Origin of the sequence: Comamonas sp. lk (genome assembly GCF_900564145.1) — a bacterium.
Taxonomy (GTDB): Bacteria; Pseudomonadota; Gammaproteobacteria; order Burkholderiales; family Burkholderiaceae_C; genus Comamonas.
The window spans coordinates 3,514,961-3,537,376 of sequence record NZ_UOOB01000001.1 but is presented as its reverse complement, the minus strand read 5'-3'; the positions used below and the strand labels follow the sequence as shown (position 1 = coordinate 3,537,376).

The window sequence follows — 22,416 nt, the reverse complement described above, 5'->3', positions numbered from 1 at the left end:
AGCGCCTATTCTTCCGTGCCTTGAGGTCGTTTTGCAACGTATTTGCTGAGCACAGGGTAACGTCCTGTATTGATCTTCCCGTTGCGCTCGTCTAGCAGCCTGCGCAGTACGATCAGGGAGACACCGAACTCCTTGGCAACTTTCGGTTGGCTCAGTCGCTTCCCTGTGTCCTTGTCAATTTTTTCGTCGTAGCGAGCCAGCATCGCGATCTCTTGCTCCGGCGTGAGTCTTTTAGGCCTTCCAAAGACCTGACCTCTCTTCCAAGCAGCCACCTGGCCTGCAACCGTGCGTTCCCGAATGATGGACCGCTCAAGCTGAGCGACAGCGCCAAGCACCTGAACCATGAACATGCCAATAGGACCGCGCGTATCCAGCGGTTCGGTAAGCGATCTGATGGATGCACCGGCGGCTGAGATCCGGTCAAGGATCACAAGCAGATCCTTCAGTGATCGTGCTACCCGATCCATCTTGTAGACGACCAGCACATCTCCTTCACTCAGCGATGCCAAGCAGGCCTGCAACTCAGGCCTGGAACTGACGGCACTTGCCTTCTCCTGATAAATCTTCTCGACCCCAGCATTTTTGAGTGCATCTTGCTGGAGATAGGTCTCCTGATCTTTTGTAGAAACTCGTGCATAACCGACCAACATTTTTCTAAATTCTCCGTGCTGTAGTAATGCGGTAATGCTATTTATTTAGTTGTTTTTCGATCCTTTAATTAACTAAATTGCTATGTGTTTTATAGCAATAATGCATTGTTCGTAAAAAAGAATAATCACTTGGTCTTTAGATATTGGAAGCGCTATCGCGCCAATACCGGTTTTTCAAGCGAGTGATTCAGTCGCATCGGTTTGCAGCCTAATTGCGTTCCGTCCAGCACCCGCCCATGCGAGGTATGCGGAAGCACCATGCTTTGACCAGGTCAAACTAACTTTGCAGGCAACAGGCGCGCGACCTGGTGCAACTATCTTGGCGACGGGCCATTTACGCGAGGACGAGTGATCATCAGGGGCAAGCCCCCGATACCCCCAGATACACTTAGGCCATGCTCGAGCAAAAAACCATCATCCTGAGCCTAGTTGCACTAGCCCTCGTTTTCTGGCTTTTCGCGCGACGCAAAGCCAGGAAGCAAAAGCCGTTTTTGGAGTTGCGCTCCAAAAAAGAACAGCAGGCATTTAACCCCCTGTCCACGACCTACAACGCTAAGCAGTACCGCCGCAAGCGACGTTAGAGAGTTCCGAGTTCAGAAAGCCGCCCAGTGCGCGCTGCTTTATTGACCTCATGAATAGTGACCTCTCCGACCTGTTTAACAGGAGCTGTAGGCATAGGAACGCTGCGCACCCCTTCATCCTCCTTCACCTGTTGCACGGGCTTCTGCTGGACCTGCTGTGGAGGCAGGGGCACGGTGTAGGGATCAAATGGGCGTTTTTCTAGCCAGTCCTCGCACTCTTTGCGAGTAAGCCCTGCATCAGTCCCTTGCTGGGTGGTGCAGACGCATTTGCGCTCATTACACACGCCGCCGATCACCAGCGGCATCACAACAATCTGCCTTACTTGGTCATAGGCCGGCGCAGTCTCAGGTCTGTAACTCACGCGCGGCGTGAACTCTGCAAAATCGTAGATCTTGGGCGTTTGAATTGGCGCAGACCCCGCAACAGTCTGGGACTGTTCCAGGGCCTGAAGCTTCTGGGGCTCAGACTTGGGCTTGTAAAAATTCCAGGCCAGCAAGCCTACACAAGACACGATGGCGGCAGCACACATGAACACCAAAGGCGGCACCTTACGCGGTACTTTTGTGTGCTCGTTTGCAGATTTATAGAACTCAAAAACTCTCTTTGGGAGCTTATAGCGCCGCTTGTTTTCGCACTTTTGCCAACGCAGTTCTGCATTGCACTCAGGCCATTCGTACCACCAGCGGCCAAGCCAACCGGTATCTCTGATATGAACGTGCCGACCTATCAAGGAACGCAGATTCGAATCAACCAGCCGCGGGCCTTGAGTGGTAAAGAACACGTCAATACCCGCATGCCTGTGGGTCTCAAATGCTTGAATAGCTTTGGGAACCGCTGAGCCCGAGCCACGGGGTCTAAAGCACCCCTGGGCCTCATCAATCAGCAGGACAGCCCCGTCCGGCACTTCATCAAACCAGTTTCGGGCATTGCAGCGCGTATGCGGGAGTTGAAGCGTTTCAGCCAAGAGCTTTTGCTCTGGCCTCATACGTTCAGCTTCATCGAAATGCACGAACAAGGGGCGATCCTTCAATTCGCGCATCACTAGGTCGATCATGGACGCCGTTTTTCCCGCGCCAGGGTTGCCCGTGAAAATAGTCAGCATGTCAGCCCCCGATGAAAGCCAGTCTCTTGACGAACTGCAGTGACACGCGAGCGATCACCGCACCTGTGAGAATGCCCAGAACCTCAGGAACGCCCGCAATTGCAAGGAAGTTCAATACCTGCACTGGCATGGAGTTGTAGGCAGCCTTGGCATAACTCAAAAAGTTATTGATAGCCACGATCACGGCGGTATACGTGACAACACCAACGCCGATGCTGATCAAGAAGCGGATCAGCGCAAACTTGATGATCAAGGAGATGATTTGGCTCATTCTTTTTTGGCTCCCAAGAGAATGAAGGCAGCTGAAAGCCACGCGAAGGCAAGCAACAAATTCTTTGCCATTTCCAATGAATTGCAGAATGGTTGCCAGCTAATCGATAGGGTGCGACCACCAATCACGGCAACCATCGGAGGCGGGCATGCAGCTGCGCCGCCATAGCCACTTTCCACCTGAAAATCGAGCTCCACAGCCTTAGTCGGTAACTTGCCGGGATCCTCGGGTGCATCCAGCTTCTGACATGCGATCACGTCGGGGTGTTTGTCGCAAAAGTCCTGCTTATCTTGCTCCTGCTCTTCACGCGGTTTATCGCCGGGATTTGGCTTGGGCGTACCGTCTGGATTCGTATTCGGTACAGGATCGGAGCCAGGTTTCGGATTCGCAACAGGACGATTGACAGGCTGAAGATCTACCTGCCACGGGGAAGATGGAGACGGGGCGGGCTGGACGTTGATCCCAGGCTGCACAAAAGGCTGATTTTCTGGCGAAGGCGGTGCACTGGGGTTGTAGTTCGGATTCGGCACCGGATCACCGGTAGGAATGAACAGCGGCACGATTTCCGGAATCTCTATCGGTAGCGGATGAGGGATCTCCAAAGGGACATTCGCGGGCATGGGATTGGCCGAAACGCCATCCACAAATTCCTGCTCCGTCACCGACTTCATTGGAGGGGTCTGTACACAGCCAGCTGGGGTCACATACCAACCAGTAGGGCAAGAACCATCAGCCCTCTTGTACAAAGGCGCGGAATACGTCCAAGGCTGGTTGTTATTTTTCTCGGGATTGCCAGTTAAAACACAGTTCGTACCCGAGACGCTACTACCTATAAAAAGACCCGAAGAAGCAGAATTTTGATAGTCCTGAAATTTCCGGCATGCCTCGGAATAAGAATAAGCCACTGGAGAAAATGCAGCGGAATAAGAATAAATATAGCCGTCTGATGGCTGAGCATTAGGGTCAGGCGATTTCCAAAGACCAGATGCAGCGTCATAAAGAAACGCGCCAGCACCAAGCCAAGCCGCAACCGAAGCAGCAGTACGCAACGCCGGATGCAGCATCACCGCAGCCGCTGCCACACGACCGGCATTCGACGCCATACGAGCAGCAGCCGGAACGGCGACCGCACGGCCACCCACATTCAGCGCAGCGTTTGTGCGGACAGTCCCATTCAAATAGCTTGAGCCATTTGCAGCAACAGCCGTGGGCACATTCATAGAGCCACCAGGGCCACCGCCAGGGCTATAACCAGCAGGAGGCGCTAACTGGGCATAGCCTGCATGAGCAGCCCCACAAAGAGCAGAGGCCGCAAGAATTAGCGCTGCACGATAATCCACGCGGCCCCCAATATTGCAATGATTGATATCCAAAATCCGGGCGTCATTCGTCTGGCCTCGCGTAAAGGAGAGACTTAATCAGATACATAGAAATCCATCCTGTAGCGATCGCCCAAGCAATAGCTTGCCCGTCTTGCATCGTGAGTAAATTGCAGGGCATGGGTTCTTGCTGAACCTGCACAACCGTGGCAACACCGCCTGCCAAGGGATGTAGCGAGTACTGCACACCATCTTCAGCAACCGCCGTGACAGTGACAACGTAGGCGGCACCACTCTGCTGAACAACGCTCCCCGATTGTTCAGAGGCTTTCGCCTGCAGTGCCTGGGTTTTCGTGTCGTAACACGTGCCGCCTACTTGCCACATGGCCAACCTTTACTTGGCCTTCAGCAGCAGCTTGATGCACCACATGGCAAAAATGCCGAGCACGACTGTTGTGGTGATCAATTCACCTTGTGTCATGCCTTCGGTGACTTTCTGCACGACGCTGGCACCAGTACCTTCATCAGCAGCATGGGCAGCAGCAGATGCCAGAAATACCACCGGCACGGCTGCAATACGGGCGCCGTACTTGACGGCGACAGAGCGAGTTTTCTGGAACATAAATTCTCCTGTTGATTGATGAAACGACCCCAAAACCGGAGCCCTTGAACACCGCACGCGATGCTCAAGGACGAGTCTCAGGAATAGCGCTGGACGATGTAGAGAACAGCGGATAGACCCAAGATCACACCGAGCCCTACCTGCGCAGAAATCTGCACTAGGTGCATAAGCCAATCACGCTTGAATTCCTGCCTCGCTGTCTGCCTGTCAGCAGCCCACGCAGCGCGAATTTCAGCGATGCGCTCTTTAGAAACAGTCATCACGCCTCCTAGTAGTCGTTTGCGGTGCCCAGGCGGTCTAGGTCGATCACCTGGGGGAAGTCTTCAAGCTCGCAGCAGTCAGCTACGAGCTGGGTGATGCGCTCCATGTCATCCGTGACACCGCCGCCCGCTTGCTTCAGCAGGGAAACCCACATGGGCTCCCCTCCCTGGGGGTCAGCTGTCAAGAAACGACCGGTAGCGCCGGACTGGATGACGTAGCGCGCCATGGTCAGGAGGCCGCTGCGGCTTTGGCTGTAGGAACGGGCTGGATGGACAGCAGCGCGAGCTTGCTGTCATTGCCTGAACCGGCAACCACGTCGAATTCGCAGTTGCAGAGCACGGGCTTACCAGCGGCAAAGTGGGCCGACAGGTGCATCCACTTATCAATTTCGGTGGAGTCACCGAACTTGAAAGGGCGAGTCACCAGACCGATGGTCTTGCCATTGCCTTTTTTTCCCAGATCCACGGACAGGTGGAACTTGGTGGAGTCGTAGGCCGTGCCTTCGAAATCGCCTTTGCTGGATTCGATGCCAAACAGCAGGACTTGGGATTGCATCTTCATGGGAGCCGCTCCTTTAAATTGCCAGTCCTACGGACCGGACTTTGGGTTGAAAAACTTGGGTATCCAGCGAGGCACAGGCCGCGCTGATTTCTTGGGGGGAGAACTTGGCAAGACGACCGGGCAGCTTTCTACCGGTCAGGATTTCCAGAAAGGCGTCTTGGCCCAGGTGTTCAAAGGCCAGAGCAACGGATGCACCGGCTGTATTGGTGAGCCAGCGGATGGCGCGAGTGACCTCGGCCTTGACGCTTTCAATGGCTTGTTTAGAGCGCACCTTGATGCCTTGGGCTTCTGCGCATTTGCCGTGCTCGGCCAGCATCTGCTGATGCCAGTCAGAGGCACCAGCAAAGAAGTCATCAGCGCGGCGCAGCATGTCCACCGGCAAATCGCGCAGCTTGTTGCCGTAGCGCAGCTCTACACGCTCCCAGCAGGTTGCATCCAGTTCGCCAAACAGCTGGACACCCTTTTCATAGACGTTGGTTTGCTTGCCCGCTTCCTTGCTACCGAAGTAGAAGGAGCGACCCCGGCCACCCTCTACCCAGGGGCCAACGGTGTTGGGTTTGGGCCTGCGTCCGTTCACGTCCATCAGGCCGGCGTGCCATTCGTCACGGATGCGCTCCACACCGCCGCGGATGCCGTCGAAGAAGTCCAGGGCGTAGTCGATACGGGTGATTTTTCCTTCAACCTGTTCAATCAGGTTTGCCATGCGATGGCGCCAGTCACCCCGAGCGAAGGTGCAGGCTGAGCCGTACACATTGGCGTGGATGGTTTTGGCCTGTGCTTGCTGTCTCGGGCTTTCGCCCGATGCCAGGAAGCCCACCCAAGCGCACTCCACGTCGTTGCGCACGATGGACCAACGGAAGCGGTAGAAGTCATGGCCTTTTTTGACTTCGGGCTCAATGCGGAAATCCGGGCCCAGGGCTTTGCAGACCTTTTGTGCCAGGGCGTGGGCCTGGGCACTGGCGGCAAATTCAGCGTCGGGCATATCGCGCAGGATGCGCAACATCTTGGCGCGGCGGTATGACTCCAAATCCAATTCAGCAATGCTGCGCGGGCGTTCCAACGTCTCTTGCACCGGAGTCGGGAACAGGACTTCCATCACCGGGACAGGTGCATGGCGCAGTTCACAGGTGAAGCGCAGCCAATCGATATGGATGGCACCAGAATTCTTTGTGCGATCAGCCTGCAAACGCAGCTTGACCTCGTTTCCGTCCATGACAAGTACGGGTTTAGTCATGACGTGCGCCCTGTAGAACGATCTCCCCGTGATTACCAACGGGGAGGGTTAAGGCCTGGGCGGCCTGCGCGGCGCTTGCGCCTCGCGGCGCACCCACCGCGCCAGCCGCTTCACTGCTACGCGCTCTCGCTCGCAGCACGATTCGAAGGTTTTCATGAGTGAGGAAGTCAGCGATAGACATCCATTGGGCGCAGTTCTTGCTCATAACGCACCCGTGAAAATTTTTGCAGCCTGAAAAATGATCGCCAACGTGGCACAGACGCAAAACGCAACCGATACAGACACAACCACTGAATAGACAAGAAGCCCCAGTAGCTGCCAAAGGGCGTAACGCACGTCTGGCGGAACCCAATCCCAGGCTTCCTTTAGACGTGCTTTGAATGTGGTGCCCCTGACGCCGACGCAGCCGGGAGCGGCCACGCTATCGGATGCGCCTTTGGTGGCGTCAGGGACGTTATTCGGGTAAGGGTTTTGAGACATGGCCGCTCCTGTGTAAAAATTACCTTTGATGGTTAGTTATCCATCAGTGGTAAGTGCAGGGCGAAATGTACCAGTAGTGGTCAACTCTTGTAAAGATATGTTTTATGGACATCGCACAAACAATCGACACCGCAGTGAAGATCGTCGGGAGTCAGAGACGACTTGCAGAGCTTCTTCAGATTCCTGAGTCGAACATCAGCGGCTTTAAGAAGGGCCGCCCGTGCAGCTATCAGAAACATGCTGAAATCGCGGCAGCAGCGGGCATGGAAGAAGAAGCCCGCCATATCCTCATTCAAGGCATGGCCGACTCATTGCGAGACGACCTCGAGCACGAAGCTCAGGCAAAGGCAGGGCTACTTGCCATGCTCAAAGCCTTCCCCATAAGCAGTTATGAAAACCAAAACTAAAAGTAAGAAGGTCAATAAGAATTGGCTTTACGACCACATCAACGATCCGTATGTTAAAGCGGCTCAAAAAGATGGCTATCGGGCGCGTGCCGCCTACAAACTCAAGGAGATCGATGAGGGTCTGAAGCTCATTCAGCCTGGCCATACCGTGGTGGATTTGGGCTGTGCTCCAGGTGCCTGGAGCCAGTATGTGCGCCGCCGTCTGTCGCCTACGGGGGCGGCTGCAGGGCAGCTCAATGGCCGCATCATCTCTCTGGACCTGCTGCCCATGGAGCCTATCGAGGGCGTGCAGTACATCCAGGGCGATTTCCGCGAGGAGTCCGTGCTGACCCAGCTGCAAGAGGCCATGAATGGCGGCAAGGCCGATGTGGTGGTCTCGGATATGGCGCCGAATCTGTCGGGCAACTCGTCGACCGATGCTGCGCGCGTGGCCGTGCTGATCGAAATGGCCGTGGATTTTGCGATCCATAACATGAAAGCTGAAGGGGCTTTGGTGGTCAAGCTGTTCCACGGCAGCGGCTACAACGAGCTGGTGGATCTGTTCAAACAGACCTTCAAGGTGGTCAAGCCCATCAAGCCCAAAGCGTCGCGAGACAAATCCTCGGAAATTTTCCTGGTCGGCATGGGCTTGAAGTCGCCAGCTTGATGGCCTTGCTGGAGGGGCAGTTTCCTCACGAGTGCCTCTTGTTTGCCCCATGGGCAAGGTTTTGACCCTTCGGCATACTGCGCTTAAGCCATCGCCTTCGGTAGCAGGAAAACCAATCGGGACATGGGCTTGGCGCAGTAATGTGCCCAAACCCGTGTTCTGTCTATGGCCGCTATAGAGGGGATTAAGTCTCCCGGGTGCTTGAAACACCTAAAATGAACCTCAAATAGGTTCGGAAGCCCTTTCGGCCCTTTCATCTGTATTTCTTTGGAGCCCCGCTTGAACAATCAGTGGTTTTCAAAAGTTGCCGTCTGGCTCGTCATTGCCATGGTGCTTTTTACGGTGTTCAAACAGTTTGACACCCGAGGCGCTGGCAGTGCATCGCATGTTGGCTATTCCGAATTTCTGGATCAAGTGCGCAGCAATCGCATCCGCAGCGCCACCATCCAGGAAGGCGCTGGCGGCACCGAGATCGTTGCCACGACCACCGACGACCGCAAGGTCCGCACCACGGCCACTTATCTGGACCGCGGCTTGGTGGGCGATCTGATCAACAACAACGTCAAGTTTGATGTCAAGCCCCGCGAGGAAGGCTCCTTGCTGATGACTCTGCTGGTCAGCTGGGGCCCCATGCTGTTGCTGATCGGCGTATGGGTGTACTTCATGCGCCAGATGCAGGGTGGCGGCAAGGGCGGAGCCTTCAGCTTTGGCAAGTCCAAGGCGCGCATGCTCGACGAAAACAACAACACGGTCACTTTTGCCGATGTGGCCGGTTGCGACGAAGCCAAGGAAGAAGTCAAGGAAGTCGTGGACTTTCTGAAGGACCCCAACAAGTTCCAGAAGCTGGGTGGACGCATTCCCCGCGGTCTGCTGCTGGTCGGCCCTCCCGGTACCGGCAAGACCTTGCTGGCCAAGTCGATTGCCGGCGAAGCCAAGGTGCCGTTTTTCTCGATCTCCGGCTCTGACTTTGTCGAAATGTTCGTCGGTGTGGGCGCAGCCCGCGTGCGCGACATGTTCGAGAACGCCAAGAAGAACGCTCCTTGCATCATCTTCATTGATGAAATCGATGCCGTGGGTCGCCAGCGTGGCGCCGGCATGGGCGGAGGCAATGACGAGCGCGAGCAGACTCTGAACCAGATGCTGGTCGAGATGGACGGTTTTGAAACCAACCTCGGCGTGATCGTTGTGGCTGCCACCAACCGCCCCGACATTCTGGATGCCGCCTTGCTGCGCCCCGGACGTTTTGACCGCCAAGTCTATGTGACTTTGCCCGACATTCGTGGCCGCGAGCAGATCCTCAATGTGCACATGCGCAAGATTCCCGTCGGACAGGATGTGAACCCCGCCATCATCGCGCGTGGCACACCCGGCATGTCGGGTGCCGATCTGGCCAACCTGTGCAATGAAGCCGCTCTGATGGCTGCGCGCCGCAATGCACGCACGGTGGAGATGCAGGACTTCGAAAAGGCCAAGGACAAGATCATCATGGGCCCCGAGCGCAAGTCCATGGTCATGCCTGAAGAAGAACGCCGCAACACGGCCTACCACGAAGCGGGTCACGCACTGATAGGCAAGTTGTTGCCCAAGTGCGATCCGGTGCACAAGGTCACCATCATTCCGCGCGGCCGTGCTTTGGGCGTGACAATGAGCCTGCCCGAAAAAGACCGTTACTCCTATGACAAGGAGTTCATGCTCAACCAGATCGCGATGCTGTTTGGTGGCCGTATTGCCGAAGAAGTTTTCATGAACCAGATGACGACTGGTGCCTCGAACGACTTTGAACGTGCCACGCAGATCGCACGCGACATGGTGACGCGCTATGGCATGACCGATGCTCTGGGCCCCATGGTGTATGCCGAACAGGAAGGCGAGCCTTTCCTGGGCCGCTCCATGAGCAAGCCCAGCAACATCAGCGAAGAGACCATGCAAAAGGTCGATGCTGAAGTGCGTCGCATCATTGACGAGCAGTACCACCTGGCACGCAAGTTGATCGAAGACAATTCGGACAAGATGCACGCCATGGCCAAGGCCATGCTGGACTGGGAAACCATTGACGCCGAGCAGCTGGATGACATCATGGCTGGCAAGGCGCCGCGTCCGCCCAAGGACTGGACGCCTCGCAACCCTCCGTCTTCGGATGGTGGCAATTCGTCGGGTGGTACGCCGGAGTCTAGCTCCGAGCCTTCACCGACAGCGGCCTGAGCGCATTGCACCCACAAAAGGTCCTTCGGGACCTTTTGTTTTTTGTCACTTTTTTCGGAAAAATCATCTATGTCGCAGCAATGGCAAACCTCGCGCTTTGTGCTGGATCTGAGCAAGCCTCTGGTCATGGGCATTGTCAACGTCACGCCCGATTCGTTTTCGGATGGCGGTGCGCACAGCGGCGTATCGGGTGCCATGGCGCATGCGCAGTTGCTGCTCACACAAGGAGCGCATATTCTGGATATCGGTGGCGAATCCACTCGTCCCGGGTCTCCGGCAGTCCCTCTGGATGAAGAGTTGAACCGCGTGCTTCCCGTGATCAAGGAAGCGGTCAAGCTGAACGTTCCTCTGTCCATCGATACCTACAAGCCTGAAGTCATGCAAGCCGCGCTGGATCTAGGGGCCGACATCATCAATGACATCTGGGCCTTGCGTCAGCCAGGTGCGCAGCAGGTGGTGGTTCAGCATCCCAGCTGCGGCGTGTGCCTGATGCATATGCACAAGACGCCCCAGGAGATGCATCTGGAGCATATGCAAGGCGATGTGGTGGTGCAGGTGCGTGACTTTTTGCTGCAAACCACGCAGCCTTTGCTGGACGCCGGAGTCGCGCGTGAGCGCATCGTCTGGGATTACGGCATCGGTTTTGGCAAAAGCGTGGCACAAAATTTTGCCTTGCTTGCACATCAGCAGGAATTGCTGGGCCTAGACTTTCCGCTCCTGGCCGGCTGGTCGCGCAAAGGCTCTTTGGGGCAGGTGACGGGCTTGCCGGTGGACCAGCGCATGGTGCCCAGTGTCGCCGCTGCTTTGCTGGCGGTTGAGCGTGGAGCACGGGTGGTGCGGGTTCATGATGTGGAGCAAACCGTAGCCGCTTTGGCTGTCTGGCAAGCCATGCAGGCTTCGGGCGCTGCTCAGGCTTGAATTCAGGTATCGAATAATCGCTAAAAAAGAACGAGGAAACTATGGCGCGTCAGTATTTCGGCACCGATGGCATTCGCGGACTGGTGGGCAAGTCGCCCATCACGCCAGACTTTGTGTTGCGCCTGGCGCATGCGGTAGGGCGCGTTCTGCGTCGCACGCAAGAGCGCCCGCTGGTGCTGATTGGCAAGGACACCCGTATCTCCGGTTACATGCTGGAAAGCGCGCTGGAGTCCGGCTTCAATTCGGCAGGCGTGGATGTCATGCTGCTGGGCCCGCTGCCCACGCCTGGCGTGGCCTATCTCACCCGCGCGCAGCGCGCGAGCCTGGGTGTGGTGATCAGTGCCAGCCACAACCCGTTTTATGACAACGGCATCAAGTTCTTCAGCGCCGAAGGCACCAAGCTTTCCGATGCATGGGAAGAAGCGGTAGAGCAGGCCTTGAAGGAGGAGCCGGTCTGGGTGGATTCCGCCAGCCTGGGCAAGGCGCGCCGTCTGGATGATGCAGCGGGCCGCTATATCGAATTTTGCAAAAGCTCGTTTGATCAGAGCCTCTCCTTGCGCGGCGTGAAAATTGTGGTGGATGCGGCCCACGGAGCGGCCTACCAGATCGCGCCCAAGGTTTTTCACGAGCTGGGTGCCGATGTGGTAGCCATCGGCTGCGCGCCCGATGGGCTCAATATCAACGAAGGCGTAGGTGCTACCCATCCCGAGGCCTTGGTGACAGCCGTGCGCGCCAACAAGGCCCATTTCGGCGTGGCGCTGGATGGCGATGCCGACCGCCTGCAACTGGTCGATGGACAAGGGCGCTTGTATAACGGCGATGAGCTGGTGTATCTGATGGCTGCAGACCGCCTGGTACGTGGCGAACCCGTGCCGGGCGTGGCAGGCACGCTGATGACCAATATGGCGGTGGAGTTGGCGCTCAAGGCGCAGGGTGTGGGTTTTGAGCGCGCCAAAGTGGGCGATCGCTATGTGCTGGAAGCCTTGCGCCGCAATGGCTGGCAGCTGGGCGGTGAGAGCTCAGGTCACCTGCTGGCGTTGGATAAGCACACCACGGGCGATGGTCTGATCAGCGCGCTGCAGGTTCTGCAGGCCTGTGTGCGTTCCGGCAAGAGCCTGGCGCAGTGGTTGGAGAAGGTGCAGCTTTTCCCCCAGGTCATGATCAACGTGCGCCTGCAGCCGGGACAGGACTGGAAGAGCAATACCAAGCTGGCCCAGGAGCAGGTCCTGGTCGAGCAGGAATTGGGCGATACCGGCCGGGTGCTGATCCGCGCCAGCGGCACCGAGCCTTTGCTGCGGGTCATGGTCGAAACCCGCGAGGCTGAGCTCGCCAACCGCTGTGCGCAGCGCCTGGCCGAAGCCGCCAGAGCGGCCTGATCTGCTAAGCCGTGACTGTGCTGTCGGCCGACGGCACAGCCTGCGTGATGCTGTAGATCAGAAGATGTCATCAATCGGTCATATGACTGTCACGAAGCTGAGGCAGACTGTTACAAAGCTCATTCGAGCGCTCTCGGGCCGCACAGGCTCCGTTGTGACATGTCTCAGTCCATTTCGGGTTCTTCCGCTGCAGTCTTGGCCGTTGACGCCGATGCGCAGCCCGCCATTTCTTCATCTTCCGCCACAGAGATAGTTGCCGCAGCCCCTGCTGCGGCTCACCCAGGCCTCGGCGCAGACGTTAGCATGAGGTCAGGGCCAGACAGCGCGTCAGCAGTGGCGGCAGTGCTGGCATTTCCTTCTTCCCCCAAGATGCCGCCTGCGTACACCGAGGCGGTGCAGGAGGTATCGAACGTGAAAGCCAAGCCTTTAGACGCAGAGCTTGTGCCGTCGGTGGAGTTGCTGGACCGAGATCACAGCATTCTTTCCTTCAATGAGCGGGTGCTCAACTGGGCCGAGCGCGAAGACGTTCCTTTGCTGGAGCGCCTGCGCTATCTGTGCATTGTTTCCTCCAACCTCGATGAGTGGTTCGAGGTGCGCAGCGCTCCTCATGTGTCGGCCGCCAAAACGGGCGATGAAGCCGGGTTGTACACCCGCAGCAGCTTTGCCGCGCTGATGGACACGGCGCACGAGCTGGTCGCACGGCAATACCTGCTCTACAACCAGTCCATCATTCCCGCCTTTGCCAAACACCATATCCGTCTGATTTCGCACGGTGATCGCAGTGTGGCTCAGCGCAAGTGGGTGCGCGAGTATTTTCTGCGCGAGGTTCAGCCCCTGCTCATGCCGGTGGGGCTGGACCCTTCCCATCCTTTTCCGCAGGTCGCCAACAAGGCGCTGAATTTCATCGTTCGCCTCAACGGTGTGGATGCTTTTGGGCGCGCCAACGAGGTGGCTATCGTCAAGGTGCCGCGCGCTTTGCCGCGCTTGATTCCGCTGCCCGCCAGGATTTCAGGCAAGCAGCGCTTGTATGTGAGCATCTCCAGCGTGGTGCGCGCGCATCTGGCCGAACTGTTCCCCGGGCGCGAAGTGGCCGAATTCTCCCAGTTCCGTGTCACACGCCATTCCGATCTGGCCGTGGATGAGGACGATGTGGTGGATTTGCGCATGGCTTTGCGCCAGGGTCTGCATCACCGTCACTATGGTCAGGCCGTGCGCCTGGAAGTGTCATCGTCTTGCTCACCGATCCTGTCGGACCTGCTGCTGGAGCAATACGGCTTGCCCGAGCAGGCCCTGTTTCGCGTCAAAGGCCCTGTCAATCTGGTGCGCCAGATGCAGCTCATCGACCTGGTGGACGACCCTTCGCTGCTGTTTCCCAAGTGGAAGCCGGCCTGGCCTCTGCAACTGGTTCCCGGTCGTCCCATCTTGGCCCAGATGCGCAAGAGCGACATCATCATCCATCAGCCTTTCGAGAGTTTTGACTCGGTGCTGGAGATGCTTCGCGAGGCTGTGAACGATCCGCAGGTGCTGGCCATCAAGCAAACGATTTACCGCACGGGTTCTGACTCCGAGATCATGAGTTTGCTGGCCGAAGCCGTCAGTCGTGGCAAGGAAGTGCTGGCCGTGCTGGAGCTCAAGGCCCGCTTTGATGAAGAGGCCAATATCAACTGGGCGGAGAAGCTGGAGTCCCTGGGCGTGCAAGTGGTGTATGGCGTGGTAGGGCTCAAGACCCACGCCAAGATGCTGCTCGTCACGCGGCGCGAGAAGCGCAGCGGCCAGCTCAAGCGTTACGCGCACCTGTCCACGGGCAACTACAACGTGCGCAGCGCCAGGCTGTATACCGATATCAGCCAGCTGACCTGCGATCCGCAGATCACCGAGGACATGGATGCGGTGTTCCGCCACCTCTCCAGCCACAACACCTTGCCCACGTTGCAAAAACTGGTGATGGCGCCGTTTCATCTGCAAAGCCGCATGCTGGAGCTGATTGCCCAGGTGGGTGCAGCTGCAGCCAAGGGCGAGCATGCCCGCATCGTGCTCAAGATGAATGCCTTGACGGACGAGGCGCTGATGAGCGCTCTGGTGGATGCCGGACGCAAGGGCGCACAGATCGACCTGATTGTGCGCGGTGCCTGCATGCTGCCGGTGCAGCCCAACATCCGCGTGCGCTCCATCATCGGGCGGTTTCTGGAGCATTCGCGGGTGTTCTATTTCTCCTGGGGCAAGCAAGAGGAGTTGTTTCTTTCCAGCGCAGACTGGATGAACCGCAACATGCTGCGACGGGTGGAGCTGGCCTGGCCGGTGCTCGATAAAAAGCTGCGCCAGCGCGTGATTGATGAATGCCTGGTGGCCTATCTGTGCGACGACCGCGATGCCTGGCTGCTCAATGCCGACGGCACTTACAGCAAGCCCTTGCATCCTGCGTCAGGTCAGGGGGCTCAGCATGCACTGATGTTGCGCTACGGGCCTGCAATTTGATACTGAGTGGATAGTGCTATCGAAATCAGTAGCTTCCAGCGCTTTATTGGTAAGGATTTCAGGCTTGTTTAGGCTGAAATCCAAGCATTGAAAAGCGCTGGATACTCATGTTTTGATAGTCGAAATAAAAAAGGGACTGTTTTTACAGTCCCTTTTTTTGTGGTGATCGGCTCTAACGCAGCAGCAGCTTGAGACTCCAAGGCGTCTTGCTCCAGGCGGCGGCTTCCAGCTCCAGCAGGCGAGCCGACTGTGGATAGGCGGCGGCCCAGCCGGCAGGGGTGCTCAGCTTGCATTCGCTGCCGTCGCGCTGCAAATCCAGGCCCTGGGTCTGTGGGTCGCGGCGTGCGTGGCTGAGCTGGGTGGCAATGCGCAAGGCCATCAGCGGCAAGGCCAGATCGGGGTCGTCAATCACATGTTCGAGCTTGCGCAGCTTGCCCTGGTGGCCCAGCACCAGTTGAGTGATTCTTTCGCGCAGACCACTTTCCCAGGTCGCAAAGCCGCAGTGCTCGCAAATATAGGCGCCGTGGCGGTGGTAGTCGTTCAGCGAGATGCGCATGCCCACCTCATGCAGCTGTGCGGCCGTGAGCAGGGCCTGCTGGCTCATGGGCTTGGCGGCATCGCCTTGAATGCGTTGCCACAGATCGCTGGCAATACGGGATACGCGCTGTGCCTGTACGGTATCGACGCCAAAGTCCTGCTGCAGGGCCAGCACTTCGGCAGCTTCCTTGTCGGCCGGAGGTTCATGGTCCAGCAGATCGTGCAGCGCGCCTTGGCGCAGAGCTCCCTGGGCGACTTCCAGCTCGGCAATGTCCAGCAGCTCCACCACGGCCAGCATCACGCTGATGCCGCCGGCCACCACGGGGCGGCGGTCTTCCTTGAGGCCTGGAATGCGCAGTCTGTCCACATGGCCTATGTCCAGCAACTGCTGATAGAGCTGGCGCAGCTTGCTGCGGGTGATGATTTTTCCGTCAAGACCCTGGGCCGTCAGCGCATCGGCCACGGCATTGGCCGTGCCTGAGGACGCGTAGGCACAATCCCAGGCCGTGCCGGGGTAGGCCAAGCGGGCAGCGGCCAGGCATTCCTTGGCGGCGGCGATGGCGGCGGCGAAATTGGATTTGCTCAGTGCGCCGTCGGCAAAGAATTTCGAGCTCCAGGACACGCTGCCCAGAGGAAACGATGCCAGCTGCAAAGCCTGGCTGTGCTGGCCGATGATGATTTCGGTGGAGCGTCCGCCGATATCGATCACCAAGCGCCGCTGCTGACTGGGCGGCAGTGAGCTGGAGACGCCGCGGTAAATCAGTCTGGCTTCTTCTTCGCCGGAGATGACTTCGATGGGAAAACCCAGCAGTTCGCTGCCGCGGGAGACAAATTCCTCTGCATTGATGGCCTCGCGCAAGGTCTGCGTGGCCACGGCGCGCACGCGCCCGGGGGCAAAACCTGTCAGCCTCTCGCCAAAGCGGGCCAGGCACTCCCAGCCGCGCTGCATGGCTTGAGCGGACAGTTCGTGTCTGGAGTTGAGGCCGTTGCCCTGGCGCACGGTTTCCTTGAGGTACTCCACGCGCTCTATGCGCTGGTGCGAGCCTACGCGCCCAATTTCAAGGCGAAAACTGTTGGAGCCAAGATCAACGGCGGCAAGCAAAGATTCGGGGGCCATGTCTAAGCGGGTCAAGGTGGAAAATGAGGTCAGGCACCCGCTCCAAACCACCGGCGGCTTGACGGCGTGGCCTGACGCTGGTGCAGCCAGCACCGAAATATGCCTGAGTAGGCTGCATCCGGGTTGCCGTTCTCGGGTGTGACCTGGTTTTGCTCAGGTATTCGTGCCAGCGTGCCGGGCGTTGGCAAGAGCCTGCTCGGGCGAGGGTAAGCCAGTCTGAGAAGGCAATATGACAGCAGCATGACGATGAAAACGCTGTCATTTTATTTATGACGATGAAAATGTAGATGTCACGACGTTGTCATAAATGGTTTTTACAGTTCAGCCATCGAATCTTTCAACCCTAAGAGGTCGTTTCATGAAGTTGTCCCTGATTCACGTTCTGGTGGCTGGTGCTTTGTCTGCTGGTGGCCTGGGCCAAGCGTTTGCCCAGCAGGAAGCTACCGGTGCCGGTGCGAGCTTCCCGGCTCCTTTGTACTCCAAGTGGGCCGCGGACTATCACAAGGCTACTGGCGTCAAGATCAACTACCAATCCGTGGGCTCCAGCGCGGGTATCAAGCAGATTGAAGCCAAGACGGTGGATTTCGGTGCTTCGGATGAGCCTCTGAAGGACGACGAGCTGGCCAAAAAGGGTCTGGTGCAGTTTCCCACGGTGATTGGCGGCATCGTGCCCGTGGTCAACATCAAGGGCATCGCTCCCGGTCAACTCAAGCTCTCCGGCCAGGTGCTGGGCGATATCTACCTGGGCAAGATCACCAAGTGGAACGATGCAGCCATCGTGGCCCTGAACCCCGGCGCACCTCTGCCTGACGCCACCATTGCTCCCGTACGCCGCGCCGATGGTTCGGGCACGACTTTCGGCTTCACCAACTACCTGTCCAAGGTCAATGCCGAGTGGAAGGAAAAAGTGGGTGAGGGCAAGGCGGTGAACTGGCCCACGGGTGCAGGTGGCAAGGGCAACGAAGGCGTGGCCGCTTTTGTGGGCCGTCTGCCCAACTCCATCGGTTATGTGGAGTACGCCTATGTCAAGCAAAACAAGCTGACCTATACCCAGCTCAAGTCGGCTGACGGTACCTATGTCTCTCCCGATGACGCGACATTCAAGGCGGCCGCTGCCGGTGCCGACTGGGCCAAAAGCTTCTACCAGATCCTGACCAACCAGCCCGGCAAGGATGCATGGCCCATCACCAGCGCCACCTTCATCCTGATGCACAAGACCCAGGAAAAGCCCGCTCAGGCCGTCGCTTCGTTGAAGTTCTTTGAATGGGCTTACAAATCGAGCGACAAGACTGCCGCCGATCTGGACTACGTGCCCATGCCCGACGCTGTCAAGAATGTGATCTACAAGTCCTGGGCTCAGATCAAGGACAGCTCCGGCAAGGCTTTGCCACTGCAGTAATCTCTGAGGTGAGTGCAGCACTGCAGTGCTGCACCCGCTATCAGGCTTTTCACAACTTACGCGAATAAAGGCGCTGAACGTGTCCACTACGTCGCCCTCCGGCTCGCTGGCTGCCATGACCTCTCAAGACTCTGCCCAGCGGCACACTCCTCCTCCGCCACGCGCGCCCCTGATTTCAGGGCGTCTGGCGGATCGTTTGTTTGGCGGCATGGCACGTGCAGCGGCCTTGCTGACGCTGGCCCTGTTGATGGCCATCATGATTTCTCTGCTGATAGGCGCCTGGCCTGCCATCAGCGAATATGGCCTGAGCTTTCTGACGCGCAGCGTATGGGATCCTGTCAAGGGCGAGTACGGCGGCCTGGTCATGATCTACGGCACCTTGGCCACCTCGCTGATTGCGCTGCTGATCGCCGTGCCCGTGAGCTTTGGCATTGCCTTGTTTCTGACCGAGCTGTCGCCCGCCTGGCTCAAGCGCCCGCTGGGCACCGCCATCGAGCTGCTGGCTGCCGTGCCCTCGATTGTTTACGGCATGTGGGGCCTGATGGTATTCGGCCCCGTGCTGGCCACCTATGTGCAGCAGCCGCTGCAAAAGCTGTTTGACGGCGTGCCTTATCTGGGGGCCTTTGTCTCCGGTCCGCCCGTAGGTATCGGCATTTTGTCGGCCGGCATCATCCTGGCCATCATGATCATCCCCTTCATTGCTTCGGTGATGCGCGATGTGTTCGAAGTGACGCCGGCTCTGCTCAAGGAGTCTGCCTACGGTCTGGGTTCCACCACCTGGGAGGTGGTCTGGAAGGTGGTACTGCCCTATACCAAGACCGGTGTGCTGGGCGGCGTGATGCTGGGCCTGGGCCGCGCTCTGGGTGAGACTATGGCCGTGACCTTTGTGATCGGCAATATGAATCAGCTGAACTCGCTGTCGGTGTTTGAGGCTGCCAATAGCATCACTTCGGCTCTGGCCAACGAGTTTGCCGAAGCCGGTGAGGGTCTGCATCAGGCTTCGCTGATCTATCTGGGTCTGGTGCTGTTCTTCATCACCTTTGTGGTGCTGGCACTGTCCAAGGTCTTGCTCAGCCGCCTGCAAAAGAATGAGGGAGCGCGCTCATGAACTCGACGTCCGCAAAGATGATCTCTGCGTCGGAACTGGCCGCCGTGCGGCAGGCCAAGTACAACCAGCGCAAGCGCCTCAATCAGCTGGCCCTGGCCTTGTCGCTGGCCGCCATGGCTTTCGGCGTGTTCTGGCTGGTCTGGATTCTCTGGGAAACCATTCGCCAGGGTATGGGTGGCCTGAGCGTCGCCCTGTTCTCGCAGATGACGCCGCCGCCCAATGAAGCCGGCGGTATCGCCAACGCCATCTTCGGCTCGTTCATCATGGTGGCTCTGGCCACTTTCGTGGGCACGCCCATAGGCGTGATGGCCGGGGTGTATCTGGCCGAGTACGACAAGAAAAGCTGGCTGGCATCCACCACGCGCTTTGTGAATGACATTCTGCTGTCGGCTCCTTCCATCGTGATCGGCCTGTTTGTCTACACCGTGGTGGTCACCCGCTTCAAGAGCTTCTCGGGCTATGCCGGTGTGGTGGCGCTGGCGCTGATCGTGATTCCGGTGGTCATTCGTACCACGGAAAACATGCTGGTGCTGGTGCCTTCCAGCCTGCGCGAAGCCGCTTACGCTTTGGGTACGCCCAAGTGGAAGGTCATCATGATGGTGACGCTGCGTGCAGCCCGTGCGGGCGTGATCACCGGCGTGCTGCTGGCCGTGGCACGGATTGCCGGCGAAACCGCGCCGCTGCTGTTCACGGCGCTCAACAACCAGTTCTGGAATGCAGACCTGTCCAAACCCATGGCCAGCTTGCCTGTGACCATCTTCAAATTTGCAATGAGCCCGTATGAGAACTGGCAACAACTGGCCTGGGCCGGTGTGTTCCTGATCACCGTGGCCGTGCTGGGACTGAATATCCTGGCGCGTTTCATTACCCGTCAAAAGTAATTCATCAATGGTATGAACATGACTGCAACCACCTCCACCACACCTGGCAGCTCCAAGCTGACCGTGCGCGATCTGAACTTCTATTACGGCAAGTTCCACGCCCTGAAGAACATCAACCTCGACATTCCCGAGAAAAAAGTCACTGCCTTCATCGGCCCCTCGGGTTGTGGCAAATCCACGCTGCTGCGTACCTTCAATCGCATGTTCGAGCTGTATCCCGAACAGCGTGCCGAAGGCCAGATCTTGCTGGATGGCGAGAACCTGCTGACCAGCAAGCAGGATGTGGCCCTGATCCGTGCCAAGGTCGGTATGGTGTTTCAGAAGCCCACGCCGTTTCCCATGTCCATCTACGACAACATCGCTTTTGGCGTGAAGCTGTTTGAAAACCTCAACGCTTCCGATATGGACGATCGCGTGGAATGGGCGCTGCGCAAGGCTGCGCTGTGGAACGAAGTCAAGGACAAGCTGCAGCAAAGCGGCTCGGGTCTGTCGGGCGGTCAGCAGCAACGCCTGTGCATTGCGCGCGGCATTGCCATCAAGCCCGAGGTGCTGCTGCTCGATGAGCCCTGCTCGGCGCTGGATCCGATTTCCACCGCCAAGATCGAAGAGCTGATTGCGGAACTCAAGAACGACTACACCGTGGTCATCGTGACCCACAACATGCAACAGGCCGCGCGCTGCAGCGATTACACGGCCTATATGTATTTGGGCGACCTGATGGAGTTCGGTGAAACCGAACAGATGTTCTTCAAGCCCCAGCGCAAGGAAACCGAAGACTACATTACCGGCCGTTTTGGTTGAGGAGCCAACAATGACAGAAAAACATCTCTCCAGTCAGTTTGATACCGAACTCAACCGTGTCTCCGCCCGCGTGATGGAGCTCGGCGGTTTGGTGGAGTCGCAGATTCGCCAGGCCGTTTATGCCCTGACCAGCTTCAACACCGATGCTGTGGAACAGGTCATCAGCACCGAAAAGCGCGTCAATGCCATGGAAGTGGAAATTGACCATGAGCTTTCTTCCATCATTGCCCGCCGCCAGCCTACGGCCCGTGATCTGCGCTTGCTGATCGCGTTTTCCAAGGCCACGGCCAATCTGGAGCGCATGGGTGACGAGGCCTGCAAGATGGCCCGCATGGTCAAGTCCATCATTGATGGCGGTGCTTCGCGCTCTTTGCCCACGGGCGATCTGCGGGTGGCGGCCGAAATGGCCTCCGAGTTGCTGCGCAAGACGCTGGATGCTTTTGCGCGCCTGGACACCAAGGCGGCAGTGGTCATCCTCAAGGAAGACGATCTGATCGACGAAGAATTCGACGGCTTTGTGCGCAAGCTCATCACCTACATGATGGAAGATCCGCGCACGATTTCTGCCAGCCTGGACCTGCTGTTCCTGGCCAAGGCGATCGAACGCATCGGAGACCATTCCAAGAATGTGGCCGAGCTGATCATCTACCTTGTCGAAGGCAAGGATGTACGCCATCAGACGATGGCAGATATCGAATCTGCGTTGCGTTAAGCAGGAGGCAAGCCAGGGATGAAGAAGATGCCCATGGTCCTCATCGTAGAGGACGAACCGGCCATTGCGGAGCTGATTGCGGTCAACCTGCGTCACAACGGTTTTCAGCCCGTCTGGGCCGAGGACGGTGTATCGGCACAGCGTGAGCTCGATGCCGTGCTGCCCGATGTCATCTTGCTGGACTGGATGTTGCCAGGCTCCAGCGGGCTGATGCTGGCGCGCAAATGGCGTGCGGATGCGCGTACCAAGAGCGTGCCGATTCTGATGCTGACCGCGCGTGGCGACGAGCCCGACAAGGTGGCCGGCCTGGATGCGGGGGCGGATGACTACATCACCAAGCCTTTCTCCACGCAGGAGCTGCTGGCCCGGATTCGCGCCGTGCTCAGGCGCCGTGCTCCCGAGCAGGTGCAGGACAAGGTCAGCGTGGGTGAGCTGGTGCTGGATGCCGCCGCCCATCGCGTGAGCTGGCAGGGCGACTTGCTCAAGGTGGGGCCCACCGAGTTCAAGCTGCTCAACTATCTGATGAAGCACCCCGAGCGCGTGCACAGCCGAGCCCAGTTGCTGGACAAGGTCTGGGGCGATCATGTGTTCATCGAAGAACGCACGGTGGACGTGCACGTCAAACGCCTGCGCGAGTCGCTGGGCGTGGCCGGCGTGCTGATTGAAACCGTGCGCGGTGCGGGTTACCGCTTCAGTGCCCAGGCCATGGCCTGATTTCGTTTCGCCAAACCTCGGCCCGGCCTGGCTGGGCCGCC

General features: G+C 58.1%; 23 protein-coding genes. 12 read left to right on the top strand and 11 right to left on the bottom strand.

The genetic code is table 11. The features are described 5' to 3' along the window. Positions 1–5: 5 nt before the first annotated feature. The 10 genes from EAO39_RS16140 to EAO39_RS22710 all read right to left on the bottom strand — a co-directional run bounded on the left by EAO39_RS16140 (position 6) and on the right by EAO39_RS22710 (position 7,082). Complete coding sequence (locus EAO39_RS16140; RefSeq protein WP_120969304.1) at positions 6–650, bottom strand: recombinase family protein; 645 nt, start codon at positions 648–650, stop codon at positions 6–8. Positions 651–1,227: 577 nt separating this feature from the next. Beyond that, on the bottom strand, positions 1,228–2,334 hold the full coding sequence (locus EAO39_RS16130; protein WP_120969298.1) for a zonular occludens toxin domain-containing protein: 1,107 nt from the start codon (positions 2,332–2,334) through the stop codon (positions 1,228–1,230). A gap of 1 nt (position 2,335) precedes the next feature. Beyond that, positions 2,336–2,605: a DUF2523 domain-containing protein gene (locus EAO39_RS16125; protein WP_120969294.1), complete on the bottom strand. Its 270-nt coding sequence runs from the start codon at positions 2,603–2,605 to the stop codon at positions 2,336–2,338. Further along, entirely contained in the window at positions 2,602–3,825 is a 1,224-nt protein-coding gene (locus EAO39_RS16120) for a virulence factor TspB C-terminal domain-related protein (protein ID WP_120969291.1), read from the bottom strand. The genes EAO39_RS16125 and EAO39_RS16120 overlap by 4 nt, the downstream gene beginning before the upstream one ends. 493 nt (positions 3,826–4,318) lie before the next feature. Next, positions 4,319–4,546, bottom strand: a complete 228-nt coding sequence (locus tag EAO39_RS16110) for a hypothetical protein (protein ID WP_120969285.1) — start codon at positions 4,544–4,546, stop codon at positions 4,319–4,321. A gap of 77 nt (positions 4,547–4,623) precedes the next feature. Continuing rightward, a complete protein-coding gene (locus EAO39_RS16105; protein ID WP_120969281.1) occupies positions 4,624–4,806 on the bottom strand; it encodes a hypothetical protein in 183 nt (60 codons plus the stop codon). Positions 4,807–4,814: 8 nt separating this feature from the next. Beyond that, positions 4,815–4,961, bottom strand: a complete 147-nt coding sequence (locus EAO39_RS16100; protein WP_162989593.1) for a hypothetical protein — start codon at positions 4,959–4,961, stop codon at positions 4,815–4,817. 74 nt (positions 4,962–5,035) lie between these two features. Next, positions 5,036–5,368 (bottom strand): hypothetical protein, encoded by a 333-nt coding sequence (locus EAO39_RS16095; RefSeq protein ID WP_120969275.1) that lies wholly within the window; start codon positions 5,366–5,368, stop codon positions 5,036–5,038. 13 nt (positions 5,369–5,381) lie between these two features. Next, the gene (locus EAO39_RS16090; protein ID WP_120969272.1) at positions 5,382–6,602 is read right to left on the bottom strand and encodes a replication initiation factor domain-containing protein; all 1,221 of its coding nucleotides are present in this window, start codon (positions 6,600–6,602) and stop codon (positions 5,382–5,384) included. A gap of 201 nt (positions 6,603–6,803) precedes the next feature. Continuing rightward, on the bottom strand, positions 6,804–7,082 hold the full coding sequence (locus tag EAO39_RS22710) for a hypothetical protein (protein WP_162989592.1): 279 nt from the start codon (positions 7,080–7,082) through the stop codon (positions 6,804–6,806). Between the two features lie 104 nt (positions 7,083–7,186). Here EAO39_RS22710 and EAO39_RS16080 point away from each other — a divergent pair, with 104 nt between their 5' ends. The 6 genes from EAO39_RS16080 (at position 7,187) to ppk1 (ending at position 15,106) form a co-directional block, all read left to right on the top strand. Beyond that, entirely contained in the window at positions 7,187–7,489 is a 303-nt protein-coding gene (locus EAO39_RS16080; protein ID WP_120969266.1) for a hypothetical protein, read from the top strand. Next, positions 7,473–8,135: an RlmE family RNA methyltransferase gene (locus EAO39_RS16075; RefSeq protein ID WP_120969263.1), complete on the top strand. Its 663-nt coding sequence runs from the start codon at positions 7,473–7,475 to the stop codon at positions 8,133–8,135. The genes EAO39_RS16080 and EAO39_RS16075 overlap by 17 nt, the downstream gene beginning before the upstream one ends. Before the next feature lie 279 nt (positions 8,136–8,414). Further along, a complete protein-coding gene (gene ftsH, locus EAO39_RS16065; protein WP_120969257.1) occupies positions 8,415–10,337 on the top strand; it encodes an ATP-dependent zinc metalloprotease FtsH in 1,923 nt (640 codons plus the stop codon). Positions 10,338–10,406: 69 nt separating this feature from the next. After that, on the top strand, positions 10,407–11,255 hold the full coding sequence (gene folP / locus EAO39_RS16060) for a dihydropteroate synthase (RefSeq protein WP_120969254.1): 849 nt from the start codon (positions 10,407–10,409) through the stop codon (positions 11,253–11,255). 41 nt (positions 11,256–11,296) lie between these two features. Next, a complete protein-coding gene (gene glmM, locus EAO39_RS16055; protein WP_120969251.1) occupies positions 11,297–12,631 on the top strand; it encodes a phosphoglucosamine mutase in 1,335 nt (444 codons plus the stop codon). Positions 12,632–12,934: 303 nt separating this feature from the next. Then, positions 12,935–15,106 (top strand): polyphosphate kinase 1, encoded by a 2,172-nt coding sequence (gene ppk1, locus EAO39_RS16050; RefSeq protein WP_240467035.1) that lies wholly within the window; start codon positions 12,935–12,937, stop codon positions 15,104–15,106. 172 nt (positions 15,107–15,278) lie between these two features. Here the strand turns inward: ppk1 and EAO39_RS16045 are convergent, their stop codons facing one another. Further along, entirely contained in the window at positions 15,279–16,760 is a 1,482-nt protein-coding gene (locus EAO39_RS16045) for a Ppx/GppA phosphatase family protein (protein WP_120969249.1), read from the bottom strand. A 358-nt stretch (positions 16,761–17,118) separates the two neighbouring features. Here EAO39_RS16045 and pstS point away from each other — a divergent pair, with 358 nt between their 5' ends. The 6 genes from pstS to phoB all read left to right on the top strand — a co-directional run bounded on the left by pstS (position 17,119) and on the right by phoB (position 22,375). Continuing rightward, positions 17,119–18,159 carry a phosphate ABC transporter substrate-binding protein PstS gene (gene pstS / locus EAO39_RS16040; RefSeq protein ID WP_120969246.1) on the top strand — a complete coding sequence of 347 codons (1,041 nt, stop codon included), beginning with the start codon at positions 17,119–17,121 and terminating at the stop codon, positions 18,157–18,159. Between the two features lie 115 nt (positions 18,160–18,274). Then, positions 18,275–19,267, top strand: a complete 993-nt coding sequence (pstC, locus tag EAO39_RS16035; protein WP_205589437.1) for a phosphate ABC transporter permease PstC — start codon at positions 18,275–18,277, stop codon at positions 19,265–19,267. Next, the gene (pstA, locus tag EAO39_RS16030; RefSeq protein ID WP_120969243.1) at positions 19,264–20,148 is read left to right on the top strand and encodes a phosphate ABC transporter permease PstA; all 885 of its coding nucleotides are present in this window, start codon (positions 19,264–19,266) and stop codon (positions 20,146–20,148) included. Before pstC ends, pstA begins: the two co-directional genes overlap by 4 nt. 18 nt (positions 20,149–20,166) lie before the next feature. Beyond that, on the top strand, positions 20,167–20,949 hold the full coding sequence (gene pstB, locus EAO39_RS16025; protein ID WP_120971192.1) for a phosphate ABC transporter ATP-binding protein PstB: 783 nt from the start codon (positions 20,167–20,169) through the stop codon (positions 20,947–20,949). Positions 20,950–20,959: 10 nt separating this feature from the next. Further along, entirely contained in the window at positions 20,960–21,661 is a 702-nt protein-coding gene (phoU, locus tag EAO39_RS16020; protein WP_120969240.1) for a phosphate signaling complex protein PhoU, read from the top strand. Positions 21,662–21,679: 18 nt separating this feature from the next. Further along, positions 21,680–22,375, top strand: a complete 696-nt coding sequence (gene phoB, locus EAO39_RS16015; protein WP_120969237.1) for a phosphate regulon transcriptional regulator PhoB — start codon at positions 21,680–21,682, stop codon at positions 22,373–22,375. The last annotated feature ends 41 nt before the right edge of the window (positions 22,376–22,416 follow it).